The 25,803-nt window shown below is 64.5% G+C and carries 17 protein-coding genes and 2 pseudogenes; 11 read left to right on the top strand and 8 right to left on the bottom strand.

Annotation, left to right across the window (positions count from 1 at the left end; translation table 11 throughout):
• Positions 1-101: 101 nt before the first annotated feature.
• The 6 genes from ACQP0C_RS21455 to ACQP0C_RS21430 all read left to right on the top strand — a co-directional run bounded on the left by ACQP0C_RS21455 (position 102) and on the right by ACQP0C_RS21430 (position 8,125).
• Positions 102-1,370, top strand: coding sequence for a geranylgeranyl reductase family protein (locus ACQP0C_RS21455; RefSeq protein ID WP_433734613.1), 1,269 nt, complete (start codon positions 102-104; stop codon positions 1,368-1,370).
• Positions 1,367-2,656, top strand: coding sequence for a saccharopine dehydrogenase family protein (locus ACQP0C_RS21450; protein WP_433722412.1), 1,290 nt, complete (start codon positions 1,367-1,369; stop codon positions 2,654-2,656). Before ACQP0C_RS21455 ends, ACQP0C_RS21450 begins: the two co-directional genes overlap by 4 nt.
• An 81-nt stretch (positions 2,657-2,737) precedes the next feature.
• A complete protein-coding gene (locus ACQP0C_RS21445) occupies positions 2,738-3,388 on the top strand; it encodes a class I SAM-dependent methyltransferase (RefSeq protein ID WP_433722410.1) in 651 nt (216 codons plus the stop codon).
• Between the two features lie 65 nt (positions 3,389-3,453).
• Positions 3,454-4,149 carry an ABC transporter ATP-binding protein gene (locus tag ACQP0C_RS21440; RefSeq protein WP_433722408.1) on the top strand — a complete coding sequence of 232 codons (696 nt, stop codon included), beginning with the start codon at positions 3,454-3,456 and terminating at the stop codon, positions 4,147-4,149.
• A gap of 2 nt (positions 4,150-4,151) precedes the next feature.
• Positions 4,152-6,692, top strand: coding sequence for an FtsX-like permease family protein (locus ACQP0C_RS21435; RefSeq protein WP_433722406.1), 2,541 nt, complete (start codon positions 4,152-4,154; stop codon positions 6,690-6,692).
• Between the two features lie 50 nt (positions 6,693-6,742).
• The gene (locus ACQP0C_RS21430; RefSeq protein ID WP_433722404.1) at positions 6,743-8,125 is read left to right on the top strand and encodes a cytochrome P450; all 1,383 of its coding nucleotides are present in this window, start codon (positions 6,743-6,745) and stop codon (positions 8,123-8,125) included.
• Positions 8,126-8,286: 161 nt separating this feature from the next.
• On the opposite strand, the gene ACQP0C_RS21425 is transcribed toward ACQP0C_RS21430, so the two are convergent.
• Positions 8,287-9,879, bottom strand: a complete 1,593-nt coding sequence (locus tag ACQP0C_RS21425; RefSeq protein ID WP_433722403.1) for a recombinase family protein — start codon at positions 9,877-9,879, stop codon at positions 8,287-8,289.
• A 670-nt stretch (positions 9,880-10,549) separates the two neighbouring features.
• Between ACQP0C_RS21425 and ACQP0C_RS21420 the strand changes: the two genes are divergently transcribed.
• Positions 10,550-10,873 (top strand): hypothetical protein, encoded by a 324-nt coding sequence (locus ACQP0C_RS21420; protein WP_433722401.1) that lies wholly within the window; start codon positions 10,550-10,552, stop codon positions 10,871-10,873.
• A 32-nt stretch (positions 10,874-10,905) separates the two neighbouring features.
• Here the strand turns inward: ACQP0C_RS21420 and ACQP0C_RS21415 are convergent, their stop codons facing one another.
• Positions 10,906-12,096 (bottom strand): IS110 family transposase, encoded by a 1,191-nt coding sequence (locus ACQP0C_RS21415; RefSeq protein WP_433722400.1) that lies wholly within the window; start codon positions 12,094-12,096, stop codon positions 10,906-10,908.
• 865 nt (positions 12,097-12,961) lie between these two features.
• Positions 12,962-13,195 carry a ferredoxin gene (locus ACQP0C_RS21410; protein ID WP_433722398.1) on the bottom strand — a complete coding sequence of 78 codons (234 nt, stop codon included), beginning with the start codon at positions 13,193-13,195 and terminating at the stop codon, positions 12,962-12,964.
• A gap of 18 nt (positions 13,196-13,213) precedes the next feature.
• Between ACQP0C_RS21410 and ACQP0C_RS21405 the strand changes: the two genes are divergently transcribed.
• Both ACQP0C_RS21405 and ACQP0C_RS21400 read left to right on the top strand, forming a co-directional pair.
• Complete coding sequence (locus ACQP0C_RS21405) at positions 13,214-13,861, top strand: TetR family transcriptional regulator (protein WP_433722396.1); 648 nt, start codon at positions 13,214-13,216, stop codon at positions 13,859-13,861.
• Positions 13,862-13,875: 14 nt separating this feature from the next.
• Positions 13,876-14,523 (top strand): polysaccharide deacetylase family protein, encoded by a 648-nt coding sequence (locus ACQP0C_RS21400; RefSeq protein WP_433722394.1) that lies wholly within the window; start codon positions 13,876-13,878, stop codon positions 14,521-14,523.
• A 32-nt stretch (positions 14,524-14,555) separates the two neighbouring features.
• Here the strand turns inward: ACQP0C_RS21400 and ACQP0C_RS21395 are convergent, their stop codons facing one another.
• A complete protein-coding gene (locus tag ACQP0C_RS21395) occupies positions 14,556-16,379 on the bottom strand; it encodes a putative bifunctional diguanylate cyclase/phosphodiesterase (protein ID WP_433734612.1) in 1,824 nt (607 codons plus the stop codon).
• A gap of 291 nt (positions 16,380-16,670) precedes the next feature.
• A pseudogene (locus ACQP0C_RS21390) lies at positions 16,671-17,261 on the bottom strand (caspase family protein); the annotation flags it as partial.
• Positions 17,262-17,946: 685 nt separating this feature from the next.
• Here ACQP0C_RS21390 and ACQP0C_RS21385 point away from each other — a divergent pair.
• On the top strand, positions 17,947-18,087 hold the full coding sequence (locus tag ACQP0C_RS21385; RefSeq protein ID WP_433722392.1) for a hypothetical protein: 141 nt from the start codon (positions 17,947-17,949) through the stop codon (positions 18,085-18,087).
• A 238-nt stretch (positions 18,088-18,325) separates the two neighbouring features.
• Here the strand turns inward: ACQP0C_RS21385 and ACQP0C_RS21380 are convergent, their stop codons facing one another.
• Positions 18,326-18,535, bottom strand: a complete 210-nt coding sequence (locus tag ACQP0C_RS21380) for a hypothetical protein (RefSeq protein WP_433722391.1) — start codon at positions 18,533-18,535, stop codon at positions 18,326-18,328.
• Positions 18,536-18,624: 89 nt separating this feature from the next.
• Between ACQP0C_RS21380 and ACQP0C_RS21375 the strand changes: the two are divergent.
• Positions 18,625-19,596 (top strand): annotated as a pseudogene (locus tag ACQP0C_RS21375) (PEP-utilizing enzyme); the annotation flags it as partial.
• A 729-nt stretch (positions 19,597-20,325) separates the two neighbouring features.
• On the opposite strand, the gene ACQP0C_RS21370 reads toward ACQP0C_RS21375, so the two are convergent.
• Both ACQP0C_RS21370 and ACQP0C_RS21365 read right to left on the bottom strand, forming a co-directional pair.
• Positions 20,326-21,348: a hypothetical protein gene (locus ACQP0C_RS21370; protein ID WP_433722389.1), complete on the bottom strand. Its 1,023-nt coding sequence runs from the start codon at positions 21,346-21,348 to the stop codon at positions 20,326-20,328.
• A gap of 40 nt (positions 21,349-21,388) precedes the next feature.
• A complete protein-coding gene (locus ACQP0C_RS21365; protein WP_433722387.1) occupies positions 21,389-25,798 on the bottom strand; it encodes a hypothetical protein in 4,410 nt (1,469 codons plus the stop codon).
• Between the last annotated feature and the right edge of the window lie 5 nt (positions 25,799-25,803).

Genomic DNA, 25,803 nt, shown 5'->3' with positions numbered 1-25,803 from the left:
TCGAGGTCTTATGCCCCCTAGCCTTGCTCAGACGTCGAGCATCACGACCGCTGCCGTTTAACTCGCAGCGCTGGATGTGGCGTCATTCAAAGGGGGAATCTTTGTCTCGAAGTGTGTTTGACATCGCCGTTATCGGTGGAGGGCCGGCCGGCGCTGCGGCGGCACGCACTGCCGCTGCAGCGGGCGCTACGACCGTGTGTGTCGACAAGGAAGTCTTTCCGCGTGACAAGGCCTGTGGTGACGGCCTGACACCAAGGGCTGTGAAGCTGATTTCGGAATTGGGGCTCGCAGCAGAGCTCGATCAACACTTTCACAGAATTTCCGGCGTCAGATTTCTGGGAAACCGCCCATGGACGATTGGTTGGCCACAACGCCCGGGAATGCCCTTATATGGATACGTGGCCAACCGCGGAAAGCTCGACTCGCTACTGCTGGCCGCTGCTGATTCCGCAGGCACGGAAGTTCGACAATCCACCGAAGCTGTCGAACCGGTTTTCCGCGACGATCAAGTGATTGGAGTCCGGGTCAAGAACCCCGACGGTACCGAGGAAGTGATACACGCGCGGGCGGTGGTGGCAGCCGACGGCGCGTACTCACCGATGTCCCGGCAATTCGGCCGGTCGAACGACAAGGGCGTCATGGGGATCGCCATCCGCGCCGAGATGCCCTCGTTGCGATGCGACACCGACCAGCTCGAGATCTACCCTCGGTTGATCCATAACGGGGAGATGCTGCCCGGCTACGGTTGGGTGTTCCCGTTGGGCGACGGACGTGTCAACTGCGGCGTCGGCTATGGCATGACCTACGCCAAGTGGCGCAGCGTCAACGCCACCCAGCTGTTCGGCGAATTCCTTGCGTCCCTGCCGAACTCGTGGGGTCTGCCCACCGTCAGCGAGCTCCAGAAACAACGGGCGATTCGCGCTTGGCGACTGCCGATGGCCTTCGCGGGTGGGCCGGCGTGGAAGCCGGGAATCCTGTTCGCCGGCGACGCCGTCGGCGCGATCAAGCCGCTGACTGGAGCTGGTATCTCACGCGCGATCCAATCCGGGATCGCGGCAGCCGAATCCGCTGTCGCAGCCCTGGACGGAGCGGGGCCAGCCGACTTCTCGAGCTACACCGGCTACCTCGAACGACAGTGGGGTCGCTCCTACAGTTGGGGCGCCCGTCTTCATCGCACGATCGCGGACCCGCGAGTCATGCGAGGCATGATGGGCGTCATCGACAGCCCCGTGGTGCGGCGCACGATCATTCGGTCGATCTATGGCTCCCCGGCAATGGCATCGTATGAGCCCGGGCCGCTGCCCGATGTTGATGTGCGCGCCCGCACCGACATCGGTGTGCCCGATACCGCGCCACACGGATTCGCATGACGGGCCGATCCGGGAACCGGGCGCTGGATCTGGTGCTCTACGGCGCCACCGGCCTGGTCGGAACACTCACCGCTCGGTATTTAGCATCGACAGGCTCTGCAATGAGTATCGGGCTGGCAGGCAGATCCGAGCCCGCGCTCACCCGATTGCGTGACGGACTCGGGTCTCCGGCACGAAACTGGACGATCCTGCGCGCGCACAGTGGTGACCCGCAATCGCTTCGCGAGATGGCCGCGTCCGCCCGACTTGTCGTGAGCGCTGCGGGCCCCTACGCCGACACCGGGCTGCCTGTGGTGAGTGCTTGCGTTGCGGTCGGCACTGAGTACGTCGATATCGCCGGTGAGACACTGTTCATTCGCGACAGCGCGCACCAGTTTCACGACGAGGCCGCATCGAAGAATCTCCGCATCGTCCACAGCTGCGGCTTCGACTCCCTGCCCTCCGATCTGTCGGTCTATCTGCTGCACCGACGTGCGGCCCAGGACGGAACAGGCAGCCTGGTCGAAACGAACCATCTCCTGTTCGGCCAGATGGGTAACGTCTCCGCCGGGACGATCGCGTCCGCGATACAGATGCTCCGACGTTGCGGCGCCCATTCCTCGGATCGACGCGATCTCCTCGACGCCTATACCCTCACCCCTGACCGCCCATCGGAGCCCGACCTCGGAGAACAGCCGGATTGGCTGTGCCGAGCGGGCCGTGCAGTCGCACCAGAAGTGTCGCACGTGCAGACGACCGCCTTCGCGCTCGCGATCCCCAACTCGCGAATCGTCCGCCGTAGCAACGCTTTACAGAACTGGGCGTACGGCAGAAACCTACGTTATACGGAGAGCGTCGCGCTGACTGGTTCGCGAGTCTCAGCATTGATCGCCAGACTCTTGTACCTCGTCATCCGATTCGGGTTCGGTGTGTCGTCGCGGACCATTCATCGATGGCCGAATCGACTCGTGGACGTATTGCCCGCGATCGCGTCGGTCGCCCGGCGCCGCTACTCGGGCTCCTACCGAGTCGAGACCTACGCGACGACCTCGGAGAACATCCGCTACCGCGCGATCTTCGAACAGGACGGCGATCCTGGATCGCACGCCACCTCGGTCCTGCTGGCCGAAAGCGCACTCGCAATGCTGGAGTCCGGCAGTGACGAGTCCAGGGTGTGCGGGGTCCTCACCCCCGCAGTCGCGATCGGACAAGTCCTGCCTGAGCGGCTTTCCCGCGCGGGCCTGACGCTGCGCACACAACGGCTGTCACCTGAGCACACCGCTGCGGCCGGCTCTCCAGAGCCGTAACAGCGGGCAACCGCACGCGGCCGCTACCGCCCCTTCTTCACCCTTCCGTTCACCGAAACACCGTGACTCGAGAGGCTCCACGTGACCACAGCACGATCGCTCAACGATTCCTCGCTTCCCTACAAGGTCGGCCTTGCGGTACTCGCCACCGCGGCGGCAGCCGGCGGGCTGGTAATCGGCACCGAATGGAGGAACAACCCGACTCCATTCCCACACTTCCTGCGATTCTTCCTTCGCCATCCGCTGGTAGGCCGGGACAAATTGCTGAAGGCGCTACGCCCGCAGCGCGGCGAGCGCCTGCTCGAGATCGGCCCCGGAATCGGCTACTACGCGGTGCCGGTCGCAGCCTCACTCGGTGAAGGCTCGCTCCACGTGCAGGATGTGCAGCAAGCCATGCTGGACCACACTCTCCGAGCAGCCCGCGATGCCGGAGTGCACAACATTCACTCGACGCTGCGAGACGCGAGCGTGATCCCGTTCGATGACGACTACTTCGATGGCGCGTACCTCATCGAGGTGATCGGCGAGATACCCGATAAGTGGGCAGCACTGAACGAACTCCACCGTGTCATTCGTCCCGGCGGGCGCCTAGTGGTCGGAGAGGATCTACTGAGCTTCGACGTGCACTTCATGACGCACTCGTCGGTCACCGAGCTGGCTCGCTCGGCGGGCTTCATCCTCGAAGAACGGTTCGGCACGTCGCTGGGCTACTTCGCGGTATTCCGGGCATGACCGCATTCGTGTGACACCGGTGCCGCACGCACCCGTCCGATAGCGAGCCGGCAGGAGGAGGAGTTATGGATCAAGCAGTGATCACGGGCCGTGGTTTGAGTCGGAACTTTCAGATGGGAGAAACGGTCGTTACTGCTGTCAGAGACTGCGACATCGAGATCATGCCAGGAATGATGACCACAATCCTCGGCAAAAGCGGCAGTGGAAAATCCACCCTGTGCAATCTCCTGTCTGGGCTCGATCGGCCGACCTTGGGTACCGTCACCCTGCTCGGCCGGGACCTGTCGAAGCTCAGCGATTCCGAAATGGCCGCATTGCGTGCGCAGAGCCTGGGTTTCGTCCTGCAGAAGGACAATTTGGTTCCCTTCCTCACCTTGGAGGAGAACGTTGCCGCGCCCTTGCTGTTCGCGGGTCTCACGCGGCGTTCGGCACAGCGTCGTGCCCTCGAGATGCTCGAGATGACAGGCATCGGCCATCGCGCAAAATCGTGGCCGGCCCAGGTCTCCGGTGGCGAGGCGCAACGCGCCGCGGTCGCGCGCGCATGCGCCGGGCGGCCCGCGGTCGTGTTCGCCGACGAACCTACCGGAGCACTTGACCGTCGCAACGGCGAGACGGTCGGATCACTGCTCAAAGACCTGTGTCACGAGACCGGTACGGCCGTGGTGGTGGTCACCCATGACGCCGAACTGGCGAGCAAGTCCGACAGGACATTCCACATGGAAGACGGTCGACTCCTGGACTCACCGCGCGAGGACCGGTGACCATGCCCTCCTCGATAGCCTCCACGGTGGTTGTCGCCAGAGTCCTCGCGCGCAGCTGGTACTCGCGCCCACTGAAACTGGTCTCGGCACTGGCAGGTGGGATCGGCGGAGTGATGATTGTGTGCGCGGTGCTGATGATCGCGGTTCCGGTCCTGCAGTCCACACGAACACCCCCCGTCGATTTTCTGCAGTCGGACGTGGTCGCGATTGCGGCCAATTCGCACGCAGGGATTTCTCGGCAGCTCACCGACGCATCGATTTCCGCGGCTGGCACTGCGGCGGCGACACAGGTGACGATCTCCAGCACCACCGCGGCACCCCTCGGCGGGCAATACACCCCTGTCATGGTGATCGGGGTCGAGCCCTCCCTGATATCGATGGTCGATCCCGTCGCCCTGACCGGGGCCCAGCTGCCGTCGACCGTCGATGACCGCGGTGCGCTTGTGACGCGCGAGTGGTCCCAGCGCCAAGGACTCGGCCTGGGCGACCCCGTATCGGTCAACACTCCTCAAGGCGCACGACAGTGGACCATTCGCGGTGTGCTGGACCACTCGGTGGCCAACGAAGGCTCCGCCCTCATGGTTCCCATCGCGTTTTCTCGCCAAGAATTCAGGAAAGGCGACAACACCGACGTCATCTTGCTGCACGACCTCGGTGCGACCGAACGCCGGCACATCGAGAGTCTGATCGATGGCGCCGCCACGGTCACCTCACCTGACGGGATCTTCTCGAGCTATTCGCGGATCTACCGGACACCCATCATGCTGGTCAGCATCTTCGGCCTCGTAGCGCTCCTAGCCGGTATGACGATCATCTTCTCGGTCTGGCGGATCACCCAGGATGAGGTGGCCCCTACGCTGGCGCGCCTTCGGCTCGTCGGTGCCACAACCAAGCATCTCGTCGTCGGATCCGCCTTGGTATCGATACCGTTCACCGCGGCGTCGTATGTGATCGGCGCAACCGCCGGTGTCCTTGTCGGTTCGCACCTCACATCCTTTCGTGACCAGCTCGTGAACTTCACCGGACACGCGTTCGGAAACCAGATCACCTTCACGGTGCCGGTCGTTGGATCTGCCGTTGTCAGTGCAGGCATGTTCGGCGCGGCATGGGTTGCCGGGATAATGGCACTCCGCCGGGTCGCACCCATTGATGCAATAACCCAGCGCGACCGGGTGATCGCCACGCCTTCCGGGAGGCCGAGAGCGTTCGCTGCCATCGGTCTGTGCTGCGTCGGTGTGGCGACCACCCTGACGCTGCTCACCCCCCGGCCGATTCAAGCCTCGGCTGCGGTACCACTGCTTCTGGGTCTTGCGCTGCTCTGCTGGTCGTTGCCGGCACTTTCTGGAGCCTTCATCCATCGAGTTGCCGCGGGGCCGCTCGGTATCATCGTCGGCCGCCAACTCCAAGTAGGCTGGCGCCGAAACGGCGCTCTCGCCGCCACTTTCGCCATCTCGCTGCTCGCGGCGCTGACCCTGTTCGGTGTGGCAGCCAGTCTCCGATCGGAAATCGATCGCTCAGTCGACCGATTGACGCTCGGCGCCCTGTATGTCGCGGCGGCACCTGTCGGCGCGAACTTCGCCGAAGAGACCATCTCTCCGGAAATCAGACAGAGAATCGCACAGCGCCCCGGTGTGGACCAGACCGACACTTTCTCCTATACCAATGTTGCTCTTCCGGGTGGGCGCATCAGGGTCGAGTGTTTCGGCGGCGACGTCAGTCGCTTCAACCACTTCATTGTTTCCGACGGCAAATACGAGATCGATGCGATGTCGAGCGAGCTTGCCGGTTTCCTGCGTGGGTCGAGTATCGCGGTGTCCACCAATCTTGCGCGCACCCAGGGTGTATCGGTTGGTTCGCAACTGACGATCCCGACGCCGAATGGTCATGTCGCGGCCGAGATCGTTGCGATCATCGACGACTCCACCTCTGACGGCGGGATGGTGGTCGCCGGTGACGATCTCTATAGAGACATCGCGGGCATCGACGCGGGCAGCTACACCGTGGGGATCGTGCCCACGCCGGGCACCGATCTCACCGCACTGCAGGCCGACATCCAGCGGTTGGTGGCTCCGACCTATCCCCGAGCGCAGGTACTTTCCGCAACCGATTACCGCTATGAACTCGGATCCAATCTGAGCCGATTGATGATCTCGTTCACCGCATTCGCGTGGATCACCTTCGCTATCGCAGGAGTCGTCGGTGCCGCGACTTTGGCGACCATCATCGGTCAGTCCCGACGTGCAGCCGCAGTCATCCGCCTCGGTGGCGCTAGGAATACCCACACGTTGTGGGCGCTGGGCATCATGTCGACCATCACCGTGATACTGGCGTGGGCGATCGCTGTGCCAGCGTCGTATCTGGCCGTTCGCATCATGATCAGCGTGCAGGCCGGTGCCAGCGGTCTCACACCTGTTGCGCAGATACCTCGCGAAATGGTGGTCTCGAGCTTGCCGTTGGCTCTCATCACCGTGGCCGCCGCACTTTCGCTGATTGCCAGATCATCGCTGAACCGACAGCTGTGGGCCGAGTTGTCCGACGAATAAGGCAGCGGCAGCAGAAAGATCCAGCCCGACAGCGTTAACGGAGATCAAGGATGGACCTGTTACATTCTCCTACCAGCAGGGACGCACGCTCGACCGCACGCGACCGTCTGACAGCGTGGCACGACCGCGCCCGACCCCCACAGATGTCTGGACTACCACCAGGACCGGTACGGATTCCGACGGCGATTCAAACACTGGGGCTTTGGACGATGCGTCCGAGCTTCCTGAGGCACATGCAACGACGCTACGGCGACGTATTCACCGTCTCGGACCTTCCGGTCGGCAAGGTCGTCGTACTGTGCGGTGCGACAGACGTCAGAACGGTCCTTCGAGGACATCCCGATCTCTACCTCGGCGGTGACGGCAACAGCGCACTCGGACCGGTGGTCGGCGCACGATCGGTCATCACCCTCGACGGGCACGACCACCGTTCAGAGCGCAAATCGATGATTCCCGCCTTCCACGGCAGCCGGATCAGCGCAATGACCACGAGTATGGAAGAACTCACGAGACGAGAGATCAGCAGTTGGCCTTTCGGCACCAGCTTCTCCCTACTGAACCGCATGCAAGATCTGAGCCTGCGGATCATCGTCCGCACGATCATCGGGGAGAGCAACCCTGTCGAAGCCGACAAACTGACGCTCGCCCTCCGGGCAGCGCTTCCCCAGCGCCTGATCGACCTGGCTGTCTGGCAATTTCCTCCCCTCGCCGGAATCCGGCCCTGGCGCGGGTTCCTGAAGGCAATGGATCACGCCGATGAACTGCTGTACCGGCAGATCGAGAGGTGCCGGGTCGACCCAGCACGTGAAACTCGGTCGGATGTGCTCTCGATGTTGTTGGACGAAAGCCGAGACGACGAAACGATCCGCGACGGACTGATGAGCCTGCTGGTCGCCGGCCACGAAACAACCGCCGTCGAGTTGGCGTGGGTCTTCGAGGAGCTGCTACGAGATCAGTACTCACTCGAACGAATCCACGCCGGGCTCGACTGCGACGACGACCCCTACCGGGCCGCCGTCATCAAAGAAACACTCCGGCTGCATCCGGCAATCTTCAACGTCATGAGACGCATCACAGACGATGTCGAGCTGTCCGACGGTCGGCGCCTGCGAGCGGGAACTCTCGTCATGCCATCCATCGGCTCCGTCCACACCGACGTCCGGGTCTGGGGACCTGATGCCCGTCGCTTCCGACCCGCCCGGTGGTTCGAACCACAGGTGCCCGAGGCCGCGTGGTTTCCGTTCGGCGGCGGCGCCAGACGGTGTCTGGGATCCAGTTTCGCGCTCTCCGAAATCGACGTGGTCATCAGGACGATCCTGCGGTCCACACAGCTTGTCCCCGATCGCCGCGCACACGAACGCCAGCGCATGCATCACGCGACGGTCGTGCCACACCGCGGGACCCGCGTCCGGCTGAGGAGTCGCCGCGGCTGATGCGAGCACTCTCACTAGGTCTGCCCTGCGGTCGCCGCGCGCCAACCGCCTCGCGCGGCGGTCCACCTCACACGAGCTGGGAATCCGGTGCGGGATTGACGTCGCTATAGCTCGCGGTGCATCGACTGCAAGACCAAGATGCCCGCAGATCCATATGGGATCTACGGGGAAGTCGTGGAGCTAAGGGGAATCAGTCCCATCCTTATTGCACCCCGCCGGGACCTGCCTACGGCAAACCATGGCAGAACCCATCGCACCACCGCTATTTGCCGATGACCAGCAGTTTTCGGTGTCGCAGGAGGTTGGCGTACTGGTCGATACCCCCTCCGGACACCATTGTTAACCACACAAGGAATGGCGGCCACTTCGGCCGCCATTTCTGTATGTAAGTAACGGATCTGCAGATCAAGCGCGTCGTAGATGCGGGCACGGTCCGAAGGCCTGCCCGCGTCCAGAACCGCTGCGATGTCCCCCAACGAGTCGATCAGCTTGTGAACCTCGACCGCGCGCAGCGGCACCACGCGGGGCAAGTTGTCCAGTTCGCTCTGGGCGATCGCCTTCTCTGCTCGAGCCGCGTTCATGGCGTCGACCAGAATCGTCGGATCTACCCCCGCTTCGATTGCGGCACGGTGGCGTTCGAGCTTCGCCTCTGCCTCCACAAACCGCCGGCGCAGGGTCTCGCGGACACCGTCATTGGAGTCGGCGTTGTGGGCTTCGACGAGTGTGGCGATCGTGTCGTCGCGGTGGTCCCTGTCGAAGAGCCGGGCCAACCACCGGTTGACCGGACCGATGATCGCGGACTCACGAAGATTCACGGTCTTCGGATGACCGTCCAGCACTGGACTTCCCGGAGGCAGCGTGCGAGCCAGACACCGGTAGTAGACAGCACCGTGCACGACGGTCGCTTGCATCTTCCGCGAACAGCTGTCGCAGCGGACACGTCCCCGCAGGTGGTATTCGCGGGGCATGTTCGTCTGCCGGGTACGTTCGAGCCGCGCCCGTGACCGGTTGCTGGCACCTGCGCGGGCTCGCCGAATCAGATGCGTTTCAGTGAAGGTCTCCACCGAGATGATCGGTGGGTGTGCAGGCTTGCGCGACCGCACTATCCGACCGGCCTCCGACCGCCGAAACCGCACCACATTGCCAGCCGCGACGTCGTCCGGGTCGAGTAGTTCCTCATGCTTGTGCCAGCGCCCGAAGACCGCGTACCCGGTGTAGCGCGGGTTCTGCAGGATCGCTGCCACAGTCGCCGCCTGCCACCCAGCACCGGACCGATGGCGGTTCTGGTCGGGTCGGCGCGCCGAAGGGCACGGAATGCCGTCCCGGTTGAGTGACGTGGCAATCGCCTTGTCTCCGGCACCTGCGATGTAGTCCTTGAAGATTCGCCTCACCACCGCCGCAGCTTCTTCGTCGATGGCCAGAATGCGAAGCTTCAAACCGTCGGCAGCCCGACTCGGATTCGGATGCGCCGCACCATCGATCACCATGTAGCCGTACGGCGCTCGACCACCCTGGTGACGCCCCTCGTTGAGCACCTGCGCGTCCATCGCCGACCGCGTGCGCTGCTGAACATGCTGGCGCTCGGACTGGCTCATCCCGCCCAGCATGCTCATCATCATGTTGTGCGCCGTGTTTTGCGGGTCGTAACGACCCCCGAGCTCCGGAACCCAGATATCCACGCCGTAGGCGATGACGCGAGGGGCAACCAAGCTGAACTGATTGCCGAACCAGCAGCGCTGCCCCTCTCCGACCATGATCGCCGACCAACCGCGAGTCGGATTCTTCAGGTTGGCCAGCAGTCTGGACGCATTCGGCCGCCGGTCCCAGGGAACCGACCGAGATTGGCCCAGCGTGACAGCTCGGCGTCTCCGGGTTGGGATCGTCCTCGGATGGCGTCCAGGTCCGGTTACACCGGTCGAATGGGCAGGAAAAGACCAAACCAGGGGGCCGGACGCCACTAAACCCATAAGGACGTACCGGCAATTCACCGCTTCGCGTGCCCGTTCCGAATACGCCCATGGGATCGCCGCTACGACGGATAACCGTGTCCAACGCCTCCAGCGGCTGCGCGAGATCGCCACCTGCGCGCACGGCCTCGAGCACCCGGTCGAGGTCGGCCGTGTCGGCTCCGACATCGAGAAGGTCGGCGCGGAGCTCTGGCTCGTGTGCGCAGACGTATCCAGCGGCAGCCGCGACACTCGCGGGATCTCGCTCTGTAGCGCCCGTCATTGAATCCCCCTCCTGCCACTGACTCGTACAGCGCTTCCGACTTTAGACGAATGCTGTTCTGGCTGGGCCGCTCACGGCATCATGGTAGCCATCGTCGAACCGCTGGGGGTGTCCCTATGTTCGTTGTCAAGTCGTGGGTTGGTGTTCTGTCTGGTGATGGCTTTGGCGGAGTCCGTGGTCGGTAGCGTGATTCGAGTGGCGTCAAAGGCTGAACGGCAGGCTGCTCGGGATTGTGTGGCGGCGTATCACGAAGCGCGGCTCGGCGAGCTGCTTGAGCATGTCGGCCGGGCATTGGACCGGTTCCGTGCCGGGCAGTTGGATGCGTTCGAGGTCGACGCGGTGATCCACCAGTACCATCGGGCGGCTCAGCGGTTGTGGACGTTCTGCGGCGAGTCCAGTGCGCAGGTGGAAGCCGCCGCGCATCTGATCGAAGACATGGCTGGCGCGGGTGAGGTGATCGATTGGTGGCAGCGCGGCATGTCGGCCAGGGCCCGGCGTGCCGAGGGGCCGGACGCCTAAACCGTGCTGGTTGTCGGGCAGCTGCCCGGCGATCAGGCCGCAGGTGCTGGAATGCGGTAGGGCTGTTTGGTTTTGAGCATGGCGTAGAGGACGTCGCAGCGGCGGCGAGCCAGGCAGATGAGGGCGGCGTTGTGTTTCTTGCCTTCGGCGCGTTTGCGGTCGTAATAGGCGCGGCTGTCCGGGTCGTGTAGCGCGGCGAACGCGGACAGGAACAGGGCGCGTTTGAGTTTGTGGTTGCCGGATCTGGCGGGGTGTTCGCCGCGGATGGAGCTGCCGGATCGGTGGGTGACTGGGGCGATGCCGGCGTAGGCGGCGAGGTGTCCGGCGGTGGGGAAGGTTGAGCCGTCGCCGACTTCGAGCAGGATGCGGGCTCCGGTCCTGACTCCGACGCCGGGCATCGAGGTCAGGACCTTGGAAAGAGGGTGGTCATCGAGCATCCTCTCGATGTCTGCGGCCAGGGTTTGCCGTTGCAGCAGAGTGGTTTTCAGTGAGTCTGCGAGTTTGGGGAGCACGATCTCGGCGGAGCGTGCGCCGGGAACGGTGACGGTCTGCTGTGGCAGCGCGGCCAGGATTTCCTCGACGAGGCGAGCGCCCATGCGTGGGGCGTGTTTGACCGCGATGGCGGTGAGTTTGCGGCGTCCGGCGGCTTGGATGCCGACCGGGCCGCCGCAGCGGGACAGAATCTCGAGCACTGCCGGGTGGGCGGTGCGTGGCCCGAGGACGCGTTCGAGGGCGGGATGGATGCTGGTGAGCAGTCCGCGGATGCGGTTGATGGTGCGGGTGGCTTCTCCGGCGAGATCGTCGTCGAAGCCGACCAGGACAGCGAGTTCGGTGAGGGCTTCGTCGCCGGTGTCGACCCGGCGCAGCGCATGTGGCATGGTGCGGGCAGCGTCAGCGATGATGAACGCGTCGCGGGCGTCGGTTTTGGCTTGCCCGGGGTAGAGGTCGGCGATGCGTCGCATCGCTAGGCCGGGCAGGTAGGCGACGTCGTGGCCGCAGGCGCGGGCGACGGTGACCGGCAAGGCTCCGATGGTATTCGGTTGGTCGACCACGATCAGTAGCGGGCCGCGGGTGGCGAGTCGATCGAAGACCGCGCGCAGTTTGGTCTCATCGTTCGGTAATGCTTTGTCGTACAACCGTTTTCCGGCCAGATCGAGACCGACCGCATGATGTTCGCCCTTACCAACGTCAACGCCGCAGTACACGGCATACGCCTGTGCCAATCGTCGTTCCTTCGTCGCGTCGAACCCGGACGGCCGCCCGATCTGGCGTCAACGCCCGGCACCCACGTTACGAAGAGACCTACGTTCGGCCCTGTCCCTATCAGCGGTCCGTCGACGCCACCGGGACCCGCCGACACCACCCCCCCGGATCATGCGAAAGACAGGGGCAAGAAGTCATACCGGGCCTGGCGACCGTAGCCCTCGTTCAGGGCCACGAAGAAGGTAACGGGTGACAGAGAAGCGTTGACGTCGTGGATGAGGATGTCGCAACGCTGTAGCGCTGTGTCGAACTGATTGAGCGCACCGGCGATTCGTTTCGTTGCTCGGCTGCTCGGGCGTGTCGGATCCTGTGGAACAGGCTGGTGCGAAACTGACTGAGGCGCAGGTCAATAGCGCACCAACAGCTACGAGTGTCCTCCCCATGCGGCCGATTGTAGCCGCTTGGGACCAACCCGGTAATAGAAGGCCCCGCCTCTCTATGTGATCACTGTCGAGGCAGCGGCGGCCACCGTGATTGATCGGCACATCGGGCCGATCGCCTCCAATTGCGGTGCAGCCGTTCATGCGGTCGCAGCGAGCTGACGCTGGGCTGTCCGGTGATCGCGGAATAGGCCGATCCGGGTGGCGGCCAGGGCGTCGAGGACCGGGCGGCAAGTGTGCGCCACAGCTATCGAGCTGGCCCAGCGCAGCCATGCGGACCGCGACGTTGGGATCCCGAGGCGGCGGACCACGGCGGACAGGGTTTCCGGGTGCATCGGCTGACTGACCCTGCGGCCGGGAACAGAGGTTGCCGAGCGCGTGCATTGCGCGTGCTGCGGTGGTGCCGGCGTGGGATTCGCCGATTTTCAGGATCGAGGTGGGTAAGTCATGCAGTCTCTCGCAGGGCGGCCACGGGGCAGGAATCGACGGCCGATCGGGCGGCGGCGACAAGATCGTCGGGGATGTTGGTGCCCTCATATCGGTAGGTTAGTTCGGCGTCGTTGTCGAGGCGGAACATGGTTGGGGCTTGTTCGGAGCACAGGCCGTGGCCTTCGCAGCGGTGGTAGTCGACGGAGATCTTCATGGCGGTTTCCTCTAAGAAGTTGATGCTCGTCAACATGCTGGGATAGAGTTGGGCATGGCTACGAAGACGCGCAAGGGGCGCCCGCCGGCCGAGCTGTCACCGGCGTCGCTGACCGAGATCCTGTCGGCGGCGTTGAAGGTGTTCGCGGAGAACGGGTTCGACGGCATGTCCGTCGCGGCGCTCAATCGGGAACTCGGGGTGAGTCACAACCTGATCCATCAGCGGTTCGGGTCCAAGGAGGCGCTGTGGTACGCCACCGTCGACTGGGCATTCGGTGAGATCGCCGAGCACATGGCTCCCGACCCGGCGCTCGCGGAGCTGGATCTGCTGGAGACGGTACGGGTGACGATCGTGCGGTTCCTGCAGTTGCACGCGACGCACCCGCTGATCCTGCGGTTGGTCTCGGTGGAGGGGGCGACCGACAGTCCGCGGCTGGCGTATCTGTTCGACGCGCACGTGGGGCCGCTGCACGCGCTGATCACCGCGCCGCTGAAGGTGCTCGTCGACCAGGGTGTACTGGCCCCCGCCGATATCCGCACCTTGCACTTCCTCGTCGCGCACGGCGCAACCGCGCCGTTCAGCCTCGTCCCCCTTGCACAGAAACTGAACCCGCTCGACCCGCTCGACCCCGACGCGGTCCGCCAACAGGCCGAATTCGTCGCCGACATGGTCGTCGCCGGCTTGCGCGCCCGCGGCGCCTGACCGGAAACGCGCCCATGAAAGTCACGCTCAGCTTCGACAACGGCCCCAGCCCGGCCACCGGCACCGTGCTGGACGTGCTCGCCGAGCACGGAATCAGGACGACGTTCTTCGTCGTCGGCACCGAGCTGACCCGGCCGGGCGCCCGCGAACTAGCCGAACGGGCTGCCACCGAAGGGCACTGGATCGGCAACCACACCCTCACCCACTCGATCCAGTTCGGCGACTCCGACGACCCCGACCTGCCCGCCCGCGAGATCGGGCAGGCTCAGGACGCCATCGGCCGGCTTGCCCACCCGGACAAGCTGTTTCGTCCCTACGGCGGAGGCGGCGTCCTCGACCAGCACCTGTTCGGCCCGGCCGCAATCAACTACCTGCAACTGCACGCCTACACCTGCGTGCTGTGGAACTGCGTCCCACACGACTGGGACCAACCCGACGACTGGGTCCAACGCTGCCTCACCGACATCGCCTCGCAGCAATGGAGCCTGGTCGTTCTGCACGACCTCCCCACCGGCGCCATGCGACACCTGCCCCGGTTCCTGGACCGGCTCGATGCGCTCGATGCCGACATCATCCAGGAATTCCCCGAATCATGCGTGCCCATCCGCCGTGGCCACCCGTACAGCTCTGTCGATCACCTCACCCGTCCACCACGCGGCTGACCATCCGAATCCGCCTGCACAACCGGCCGTGATCAATCGGTTCCCTGAGTGTGTTTTTGAGCGGTCTGAGACGATTCGAGATCGAGGGAAATTCGCCCCTGCGTCAAGTGCGCCTCGATCTGATCGGCAGGCATCGGCGACGCGATGAGCGGACCCTGCGCCCGGTAGCAACCCAAACCGACCAGCATGCGGGCCCCAACGAGCGTCTCGACGCCCTCGCCCACCACGCCGAGCCCGAACGACCCGGCCAGCCCGATAATCGATTTCACGATCGCCAGATCGTCGGTACTCGCGCCGAGTCGCTGTACGAAGCCGCGATCGATCTTGACCGCGTCCACCGGGAGCGCCTTGAGATGCGAGAGCGAACTGTACCCGGTTCCGAAATCGTCTATGGCGATCTGCACACCCATTCGCTTGAGCCCGCGCAACGTGACCTGGGTGCGCACCAGATCCTGCACCACAACATGCTCGGTGATTTCCAAGCAGACCGAACTGCCGTCGATACCGAACAGCCGCAGGATGCCCTCGATGCGCTCCACGAAGTCCGGACTGACCAACTGAACCGGCGAAACGTTGATCCGCATCACCACATTCGCGGCGAGCCCCCGCCTGCGCCATCCGGCCAACTGGGCACACGCCGACTGGATCACCCAGTGCCCCAGCTCACCGGCTAGGTTGGTTGCCTCGGCTACCGTCACGAACGCACTGGGCATCAGTAGTCCCCTGGTCGGGTGCTGCCAGCGGACCAGAGCCTCCACAGCGACGATCCGACCCGTGCGGAGGTCAACCTCAGGCTGGTAGTGCAACAGCAGCGACCCGTCCGATATCGCGCCGGCCAGATTGAGCTCAACATCGTCCTGTAGCTCCAACTGGGCGCGCATCGCGTCGGTGAACACGACGACACCATTTCCGCCGTCGGATTTCGCCGAAATCACTGCGTGCTCAGCCCTGCGCAAGATATCGGCCACTCTGGTTTCCCCCGGAATGCCGAGCGCGACACCGACGCTCGCGCCCCGGCTGACCGACTCCGGGCCAACGGTGCCCCTGCGACCGATCAGTTGCTGGATCCGGGCCCCTTCGCGTTCGGCCGCGTCCGCTTCTGTGGGTTTGGCGGGCACGATGACGAATTCGTCACCACCGAGGCGGGCGATCATGTCGCTCGGGTCCAGATTTTCGCGCAGCCGCGAGGACAGCGTCCGGATGAAGTTGTCGCTCGCGGTGTAGCCCAGGAAGTCGTTGAGCGCCTTGAGCTGATCCACGGCGACGACGAACGCCGCGACCGGCCCCGGACTGCCGGCCTGTAGGCGCGCTTCCATATGTTCGAGCAGCGCGCGGCGGTTCGACAGGCCGGTCAGGTCGTCGTGCAGGGCGATATATCGCAATCGCTCCTCGGCCACCACGCGCGCCCGCAACTGGGCGAACAGCGCGGCGACCGCCTCGAGCACATTCAGTTCCCAGGTGCTCCAGTCGCGATCCCCCTGTTGGATGAATCCGAGCACGCCAACCGATTCGCCGCGCGAAAGCAGCGGGATCGCCACGGAAGAGACGACCGGAACACCATAGACGCGACGAAACAGTTCTCGATAGTCCGCGAACTCGGGGACCGCATTCACGACCAGCGGTTCGGTCGCATGCTCAAGTGCTCGAGAAACGGCGTCAGCCTGCTCGAAGTAGATGACGCGGAACGGATCTGGATCGGGTCTGTCAGCGCGGTGCGGCCATTCGGCGACCAGAACGGATACCCGAAGACTGCGGTCGGTGTGTCGGAGATAGCCGAACCCGACATCGAAGTAGTCGACCAACTCGGCCAGGACACGCTCTGACGCCTCTACCATCGTCGTAGCGTCCACACTCATCAGTTCGGCGGCGACCTTGGTCACAAGATAGTCTGGCGTCGACTTACGCCTGTGATTACCGACGATGCCGCGTTGCCCTCTGGCCCAACCAGCATCGGCATCGGTGTCACTGTCCGCGATGGGGTCGTCCATGGCGGCCGAATTGTTGTCCGACTCCTCGACGATCTGAAGGTCCCGCGAAGTGGTGCTCTGGATCTGTCCGGCTCGGTTTCGGGCTATCGCCAGCGGGTGGTCACCGGTCTCACCGCTGATGTACGGGATCGGGAATCGGTGTGAGCGCTTCGCCGTTTCGAGCAGCGCCTCGAACACCGTCACGACATCGAGAAGGTCAGGCCCACCATCGATTCCGTTCTCGAGGATCTTGGTGAACGCGCGGGTGAAGACCGGGCCGTCGACCTCGCGAAGCGCGGCCTGGTACGGGCCTGTGGAGGCGATCACCAAGCTGGTCGGGATCCGGACCAGCCCGTCCAACGGGCCCATGATCTCGTCGGTGAGCGCTTGGCCAGCCGCGCATGCGTCGATCACTACGAGCACACGTTTAGCTCTGCTGGCCACAATCAGTTCGCGGATCGCCTGGTACGCGATCGCGGTGTACTCGATCTGCGGGTCGGTATCGGCGGCCGCTAGCAGCAGTTCGCCGCGGCGTGAGATCAGACCGTGCCCGGCAAAGTAGACGATCAGGGTGTCGGTGGCGTGTTCGGCGGCGCACCGGACAGCGTCCAAGGTCTCGGACCGAGTTGGGGAGGACAGGAAGATCAGGTTGTCGCTATCGATGACAGGGTCGGCGGGATCGGTCAGCAGCCGGGCGAGCTTGCCGACGGCCGAGGACGTGCCGGGCAACGAAGCCAATCCATCCGCGGTGTAATTCGTTACTCCGGCCATTACCGCCATCGAGCGGTCCCGGTCTGGAAGGAAGGCCCCCATAGTGCTCACTTCGGCCTCGGCGGTCAGCGTGGCCGTGACCACCAACTCGCTCTCGGCGTTCTTGTCCGGTGGCGGTCGACCCGGTAGGCGAGCGGGGGTGACTTCGTCGAGCCTGGCCTGTGTCCACAGTCGGTCGATGCGGTCACAGCAGTCGCTGATGCGCTGCTCGCGGTCCGCGGTCCGACGGGGCAGCGATTCCTCGGCGAGGACTTCCACGACTTTGGTCAGCAGCGGCAGTTTGGGCACGGTCGTGGATTTGAACAACTCGGAGATCGTGTGGTGGCTGATTTTGCCGACTCTGTTGGCGATTTCGCGGCTGCTGAGCCATCCGGCGCGGTCGTGAAGTTCGTGCAGCGCGGCCATCAGGTCCCGCAGTGGCCCCGGCGGTAGGTGCGGGAATGCGAAACCTGGCACACCGCCTCCTTCTATGCCCCGCCGGCGTTGTCGGATTCTGTCTGCAACTGTAATTCTCTGCCGGTGTTCGCAATGTATGCGTGCACTGCCGTCTGCGCATGGGTTTGACGCCGAAACGTGCCCGCATTCTGAGTGCGCAGCGAAATACGTTGTCGAAGAACCGATCTCCGGACACAGAAAGCATCCGCCGATGAATACGCAAACTCCGCAGCCGTTACCGGAGACTCCGATGAACCCGCTTGTCGGGTTCTGCGCCGCGACAGCGGTAGGTGCCGCCACTGGGCTCCTGTCCGGCTGGGATGCGGGTGTCACCGTCTTCGCGGTGGTCCTCGAGTACTTCGCCACCACCCGCCGCACCACCAGCGAGTAGGTCGTTCTCCGCACTCAATCCAGCGCTCAGCCCACCGGCGAATCGGCGAAGGGCGGGCTGAGCGCCGGATGTGCAGTTACGCATGAGGCTCGCGGCCGCTTCCCGATCAAGGCACCTGGCTCGAACACGCCATCGACCACACGACATAGACCCCCGCACGCCAGCCAGACGACGAAACGGCCGGTGGGGCCGAGCTTTTGCTCGGCCCCACCGGCCGTTTTGCAAGCAGGCTGGCCGTTCATCGGGTCACGGCGGGCTGTGCGTGCGGGGCCGGGTCATGGGTAACGCGCAACCGCCACGTCGGCACCAGGGGCAGCAACTCGACCACGTCGTCGCCGTCACCGTCGACGTCGGGGGCCGTGGTGGGATAGGCCGTGACGACCGCGCGGGCCGCGCTGTCGGCATCGGTGTAGGTGATGCCGGTCAGCGGTCCCGTGGTGATCCGCACGGCGGCGGTAGCGGGGTGGTATTCGGCGTCGGTGCGGTGGGGGCGGTATACGACGGGGTGTTGGCGATCGTGCTACCTGCGAGGACACGCTATGGCTGGTGCAGGCACGCCCGATCACCACGCTTCCCGACTACCCTGCGGGCCCGAGCACGGCGGGTCCGACGGCTCAGCGGGTACTGGTACGCGGCCTGGCCGCCGCACCCGGTCAGGCGAGCGGCGCGGTCCGCGTCCTCACCTCACCAGCACAGGGCCAAGCGCTGCGGGACGGTGAGGTGCTGGTGGCACCGATGACCAACCCGGACTGGTTACCCACCATTACCCGATCCGCGGCGGTCGTCACCGACAGCGGCGGGATGACCTGTCACGCCGCGATCGTCGCGCGCGAGCTCGGCGTCCCGTGCGTGGTCGGCACCCGCACCGCCACCACGGCGTTGGCCGACGGAACACTCGTCACCGTGGACGGCCGGACAGGCGAAGTCCGTGCGGGACAAGCGGAATCGAGCACGACTGCCGTACCTGTCGCACCCGCGCCCGCGCGGTCCGAAGCGACGGCCACCCGCATCTATGTCAACCTCGCACTGCCCGAAGCCGCCGAGCGAGTCGCCGCATCCGATGTCGACGGCGTCGGCCTGCTTCGCGCGGAGACACTGCTCACCCAGGCGCTCGGCGGACGCCATCCGCACGATCTCATCGTCTGCGGCGAGGAACTGGCCTTCGTGACCCGAATGGCCGAGTCACTGCACCGCATTACCGCCGCCTTCGCGCCGCGACCGGTCATCTACCGCGCAATCGACTTGCGCAGCAACGAATTCCGTGCATTGACCGGCGGAACCCGATACGAGCCGGTCGAACACAATCCGATGATCGGCTACCGCGGCTGCTACCGCTACATCCGCGAACCCGAGCTGTTCAACCTCGAACTCGCCGCACTGGCCCGAGTCCGCGAACGAACCCCCAACCTGCACTTGATGATTCCGTTCGTGCGCACCCGCTGGGAACTGGCCGCCTGCCTGGAACTCGTCGACACAAGCCCACTCGGCCGACAGCGCGGACTGCACCGCTGTGCACCGAAAACTGCAGAAACGGTTCCAACTGCGGGTTTTCGGCGGCGTATCGCTCGAAAATCAAGTGGCGGCTGTCGCAGAAGTCACTGAATGTGTCGGACTCTTCGTTGAGCGTCAGACAGACCCTGTTATCCGCAGGCTGTCCGGTTCGACCGATCGGGCGAAGCCAGTACCGGAAGCCTGGCTCACCGAAAGTCGCGATTTCTCCGGACCGATAGTGCATGGTTCCTTCGAATTCGAAGGGCATCATCGCTCGATGGCCAAGAGTTTCAGCAAATTTCGCAAACCCAGAGGACACCAATTCGAGGTAGGCGTCCATCGCTCCTTTCAGCACGGCCAGTGTCCGCTCATGCATGCGCTGCGCGGAGTAGTAGCCCCATGTCGCCGATGCTTCGGGCCCTGGCCAGATATCGGTAGGTTCTTGGGGTTCGATCCCGTTATCGGTGCACCGCAGCGGCAGCGAGACCAGGTATTCACGATGCACGACCCCGCCGACTGGCACTTGGCTGACGGCAAGTTGCGCCCATGAGCCGGTGAGCAGCTTCGACAGATCGTCTTGTGCGCGAGCCCAGACCCAGTTCGCTGCTGTCACTACGGGCATACGCAACATCTGTATGCGGGTCCGACCGCCGTATGCGGCTGGGTTCTCCACAGTAGGTGGCAGCCGTTGCCCGTCGGGCAGGTTCGCCGACAACCAGTAGCTGGTGAGGATCCTGCTCTCGGGTTCTATGTCCCTGCGGCGGGTGTTAGCCACATGCCGCGAAAGAGGAACACCTGGCTGACGGCCAGGAACCCGCAGCCGCAAGCGAACGCCGCGGCGGCGAGCACTGGAATTCCCAGGATCCTCGACATGACTCCGGAGAGCCCGAACCCGGACGCCACCGCGGGATCAGCGGCAAGATTATCCAGCAGGCCGATCCCGAGACTCTCCGTGAACATCCCAACGATCCCCGCCAGGGCAGCGGACAACCCGATAGCCCCGACGATCCCACCGGTGGCGAGGTCCGACCGGAACACTCGGATCTGCTCCGGAAGCGCGCCTGCTGGTGGGTCGTCCGCGTAGCCGACTCGCCCGGGTGCAGGCATAAAGGAGGGTCCCTGTTCGAGATTCATCAATCCGTTTCCCGCCAGTGCGAGCAGGCAGCCGCCGTACATCAGGGCGAGATCGAATATCAGGTAGTCGTCCGTGATTCCGGTGAAACCCATTGCCAGCAGCGATACACCGAGTCCACCGCAGACGATCCCGCGAGCGATCGCGGTGTGGACATACGGGACCACCGCCCCGCCGCACACGGCCACCCCCATGCCGAAAACCATTGCACCGGCCCCCGTGTGGTAGCCGGACAAGACCAGAGTGCCGCCGAAGAGGATGGCCGAGCCGCCCCCCAGCAATCCGGCTGTCGCGTCGGGATCGGGATTGGTCACGGCATAGGCGGTGACACCCCAGATACCTGAAGTCACCACCACCGCATAACCGACAGACCATGTCAGCAGCCAATGCCCCGCGGCGACGCCAAGCCCGTACGCAAAGACCGACCCCACCGCGAGAACCATTCGGAGCATCCCCGTACCACGCCGCCGCAGCACGCCCACCAATCCCCACCCCATCAGTGCGACGAGCGCCGCTGCCAGTTGGCGGTCGGTTCCCTTGCCGGACAACTGGATCCACTGGACACCCAGAGCGCCGACCAGCCAGCCGTACTGCCAGAGTCCGATCGAATGCCATCGCAAGCGGATGCCGGATGCCATCAGCTTCGCCTCTCCCACCCGTCGGCCGGACGCGACACCGCTACCCGATCTCGAGGACCGCCCATCCGTCCTCCTCTCCGATGACGAGGAGGTCGCGATAGAGCTGAAGATGGGTGGGACGCGACCTGCGCGGCAACGTCGCCTCCACACGCCCCGAGTGCAGATTCCACACACGAACGACGTCGGTGTCATCGCACGTCACCACTCGCAGGGTGGGTGAACCAGCCTCGAACGCGACGAGCCGGACAGCCGAATCATGTTCCAGCACCAAGGCATACGGCCTTTCGGTGGCCCCTAACTCCCACACCACTACCTCGCCCACCGAATTCCCCACGGCCATCAGCGCGGATTCCGCCGCACCAGGACCGACCGCGACCACCGTGACCCGAACTTCCTCGACCAGTGCCCGGCACAGCCGTGTCCCCTCGGTGTCCGAAACCGTGAATGTCGAGCGAGTTTCGGCGACGTAATCCCTGGGAAGAACCGCGAGCGCAGCCAGGGGGCTCGTCTCCGCCGGCCACGACCGCTCACCGACAATTACGGCGCGAGACCCGAGTTGTATGTCGAGCGGATGTCCACGCCCGCGGGTGTTCCAGCCCTTCGACCACGGGTTCCTTCGCGACGGAAATCGACCCGGTGGTCGTGCACCGCCAGCACCACGGGGCGGGAGCAGCAACTCCTCGGAGCCATGCAACGCTGATTCCTGGTCGGCCTCCGGGGCAGTTCCGAACCCGACAGGCTCCAGCCGCCCACCCGGCGCCGACCCCCAGATCAGCACTGCACCCTGGTAACACACACCGATACCGGGTTGACCGCGGTGCGAGCCGAAACGGATTGCCTTCACCTCGCCGACAGCATCGTCGAGGTGCGCGACGGCGACCACCTCGTATTCCCTCAGATCGACCAGTTGCACGGTCCCCGAGGAGTCTCCGATCGCGAGTACTTCGAGGCGGCCGAAGAGTCCGAACACCATGCTTGTGATGGCCGCCGAGGTGACGTGGACTCGTACGGGGTCCTCCACGTCGATCGGGCCGATAGTCACCGAGCCGTCATCACGTGCCACCGCCAACGCCGTACACCCATCCCGCCCTACCCCTGCTGCGACGTACCGGATATCGAAACGTCCACGATTCCTCTTCGGCCTGCGATCGCCATGCCACAACCGAACTGTTCCGTGGACATCGCCGGTGGCGAATACTGTTGAACCCGTGCGTGTTCGGTCGAAGGACATAGCTGTGATCCGCCCACCGTGGCCTTCGTAACCTTCGTAATCGATATGTGGACCGGACTGCGCCCCGTGGGCCCATTTCACCGTGACCAGTTCTCCCGTGCGGGTACCCGCCGCGGCGAGCGTCACCGCATCATCGTTGGAGGACACACCGAGTTCGGTGACCTCCTCCCCGAAGCGGGCCGGCAGCGTGTAGTGCGGCTCCACAAGCTCGGCGGTCAGTGGATCACGGACACACAGGGTCACCCCTTCCACGGTCGCCAAGACCGGATCCCCCGCGCGACCTGTGCCGAATGCCATCGCTGCGATCGTGCCGCGATGATCGCCCCCGCAGGTCACGGTCCCGAGGTTCTGGCCGGAGGCCAGATCTATCAACGTGATCTGTCGACCGGCGGCCGAGTGCGCGAACAGGGCATTCCCGTCGTAACCCATTCCGCTCGCGGTCACCAACCCGGAGATATCGCCGGCGGTATTCCGTTCGAGCAGGGCGAGCCGCATCAGCCAGCGCCCGTATGGTTTCACCGATACTTCACATACCCGGTATTCCCGGTGCGCGACGTCGCGTCTGATAAGGGTGACGGTCCGGCAGTCGGCACTGTAGGTCAGGATCTGATCAGCCCAGCCGATGAATCCGGAGCCGAAGAGCCCGAAGTGGAAGAAGATCCCCGCCGGAATCTCGTAGTGTGTCCAGTCCTCCACATCCGACGCAGGGAGGTACCTGTTCAACAGCTTCCCCGACGTCGCATCCCACTGGGCGCTGCCCATGCGCGAGTCCATCGTGATCAGTACACCTCGACCATCGTGCCCGGTGAAGAAGCCCATCTGGACGATCGCGGTCGAATGGGCTCGGATGGTGAGGATCGCGTCATCCTGGCGGACCCAACTCGCGATAGTGCGATATCCGCGTTCGATCGATGTCTCCCGATGCGACATCGCCACGGCCGCCGCTGTCAGCGCCTCCTCCAGCAACGCCGCATTCGTCTCGGGGACATCGCCCAACAGGCGTGCAGTTCGCAGATACGCCGTGACGATCTCATGGTGGGAGTCCAGCGACATCAACACCGCTGGTAAGGCTGTCGGATCAGCGGCTGCGAGAAAATCGATGTCCACGATCAGGTCGTCGAGGGGTGCTCCTTCGGCGTCGCGCGCGTGTTCGGCGAGATAGGTTCGGATATAGGGATGCGCCACATCCCAACGGAGAGAACCGGTTCGGGTGGTGGGCATGATCGCCAGGAGAGCGTTGTGGATCTGCCGTCCGATGACGGCGGCGCTTCGATGTGGTGTCGTCGCCCGCCGGAGATGTTCGGCCAGCAGCTCGTGGAAGATCCGGAAGACAGAACGGCCACCGATTCCGATGTCCTCGATGATGTAAGAGCCCGCATGATCCAGAGTCCATCGGACATCGTCATCGGTCAGACTGGCCCCCGAGTCGGCGAGGGCCTCGGCGACCGGAATCCAAATCGTCTCCCACGGTAGGCCGGAGCCCTTCGCCCAAGCCAGAGCGGTCAACAGCATCCGGACCGGGCGCTCGTGGGTACCGAGCCGCCGCAGATCCTCGTCGAATGCCGCGCCGACAGTATCCGGAATATCGTTGCGCCAGTTGCTGTCCCGCACATCGACGGCCGAGGAACGAGACCGTAGTGCCAGCGCGAGCAGCCGGGCCATCAAGAACGACTCTGCTTCGGCCGTACTTGCTCGCTCGGCGATCGCGACGGCCACGATCCCGGCGACGTCGGCCTCGCCTTGGCGCCCCCTCGCACGGTACGGCGTCGGCAGATCAGCCTCGTTGGCGCCGATCAGCAGCGCGCGCACGTACTCGACGAGGGCCTCGTTGTCGCGGTAGGCCGGTAGATCCAGATCGATCATCACCCGGCCGCTCAGATCCGAGATGTTCTTGAGCAGATGGCGGCGGGTACCGACAACACACCGCACCGACGTTTTGACGGTCAACTCCACCAGGAACTCGATAACGCCACTGGGCGTTGCCGATTCGTCGATGGCATCGACAATCAGCACCGGCGGCCGGATCGCACCCACGTTGTCTGCAAGATGCTGAATGAGTTCGGCCGGACTACTTCTCCTGGACGCCAGGCGATTGGCGACGATGTCGGCGATCTGTGTGGTGTTCATGCCGCGGACGTGGATACTCAGGACCTCCAGCCCGGAACCCATCGCGGCGGCGGCCTCTCGCACGACCCGGTTGCCGCGCGCATCCAGAAGCAGACGCTGCCTGGTCTGCGAATCGCCCAGCAGCGCAAGCACTGCCAGGATCGTCGACTTCCCCGATCCGGGGCTACCGGTGACGATCGCCATCCGTCCCGCGTTCGGGGCGGCGATGAACCCGGCCAACTCCTCGATGGCCCGCATCCGTCCGCCGCGCGCTGTGAGATAGAACCCGGTCAGGCTGTCCGCGTCGGGTCCAGCACGCAACTTCGATATCCAATGCCGCTGCTGATCAACCGTGTAGCCCGAGTAACTGGGCTGGTAATCGATGTTGGGGAAGAACGGGGGAACACCGGTGACGCCCCGGCGCGCCGGCGGAAACCAGCGTGCTTCCTGCCCGCGGCCCGCTTCCCTGTTCCTCGCATTGATCTCACCAACCAGTACATCCAGACTCAGATGCGATTGCGAGAACCCGGTGCGGGGGTTGCCGATACACGCCGCCAGAGCATCCGCGAACACCCCTTCCTGCGCATACTCCATGGTGTTCGCACTGGTCATGATCCAGACATTGTCGTTTCCGATCCCCTGCAGCAGGCTGATCACACCTTCGATCGCCGCGCTGGTGGAGAAACAACAATCCAGGATGATCAGCACATCCGGTTGCTCGGCGTTCTTCTCACCGTCGCTGTCGCGCCGCAACGCGTAGTCCTCGATGAGTTCCCGCGCGGCCACAGCGGTTTTGGTCAGGTCCGCTCTGGTCTGGCTCATCGGCAGGTAGTACTTGTTGTTCACGACGATGCCGTGACCGGTGTAGTACACGATTACCACCGAAGCACTCGCGACGACCTGCTCCACGGCCGACAGCAGCGTGTCCCGATCCGGATCGAGCAACCCTCCCGATGCCGGCGACGCGCTTACGACCCCGATGCGCCGCAGCGCGTCGGCGACTACCCGCAAAGAGTTCGGCACCTGGCCGAGCTCAGCAAGGTCTTCGCGGGCATAACGTCGAGTGCCCGCCGCTACCAAGGCCACCCCGGCCGACGACACCGGTTCGGGCACTTCGC

The sequence above is a fragment of the Nocardia sp. CA-129566 genome (assembly GCF_050956075.1).
Lineage (GTDB): Bacteria > Actinomycetota > Actinomycetes > Mycobacteriales > Mycobacteriaceae > Nocardia.
Note: the sequence above shows the minus strand (reverse complement) of the source record. Positions and strands in the feature narration are given on the sequence as shown.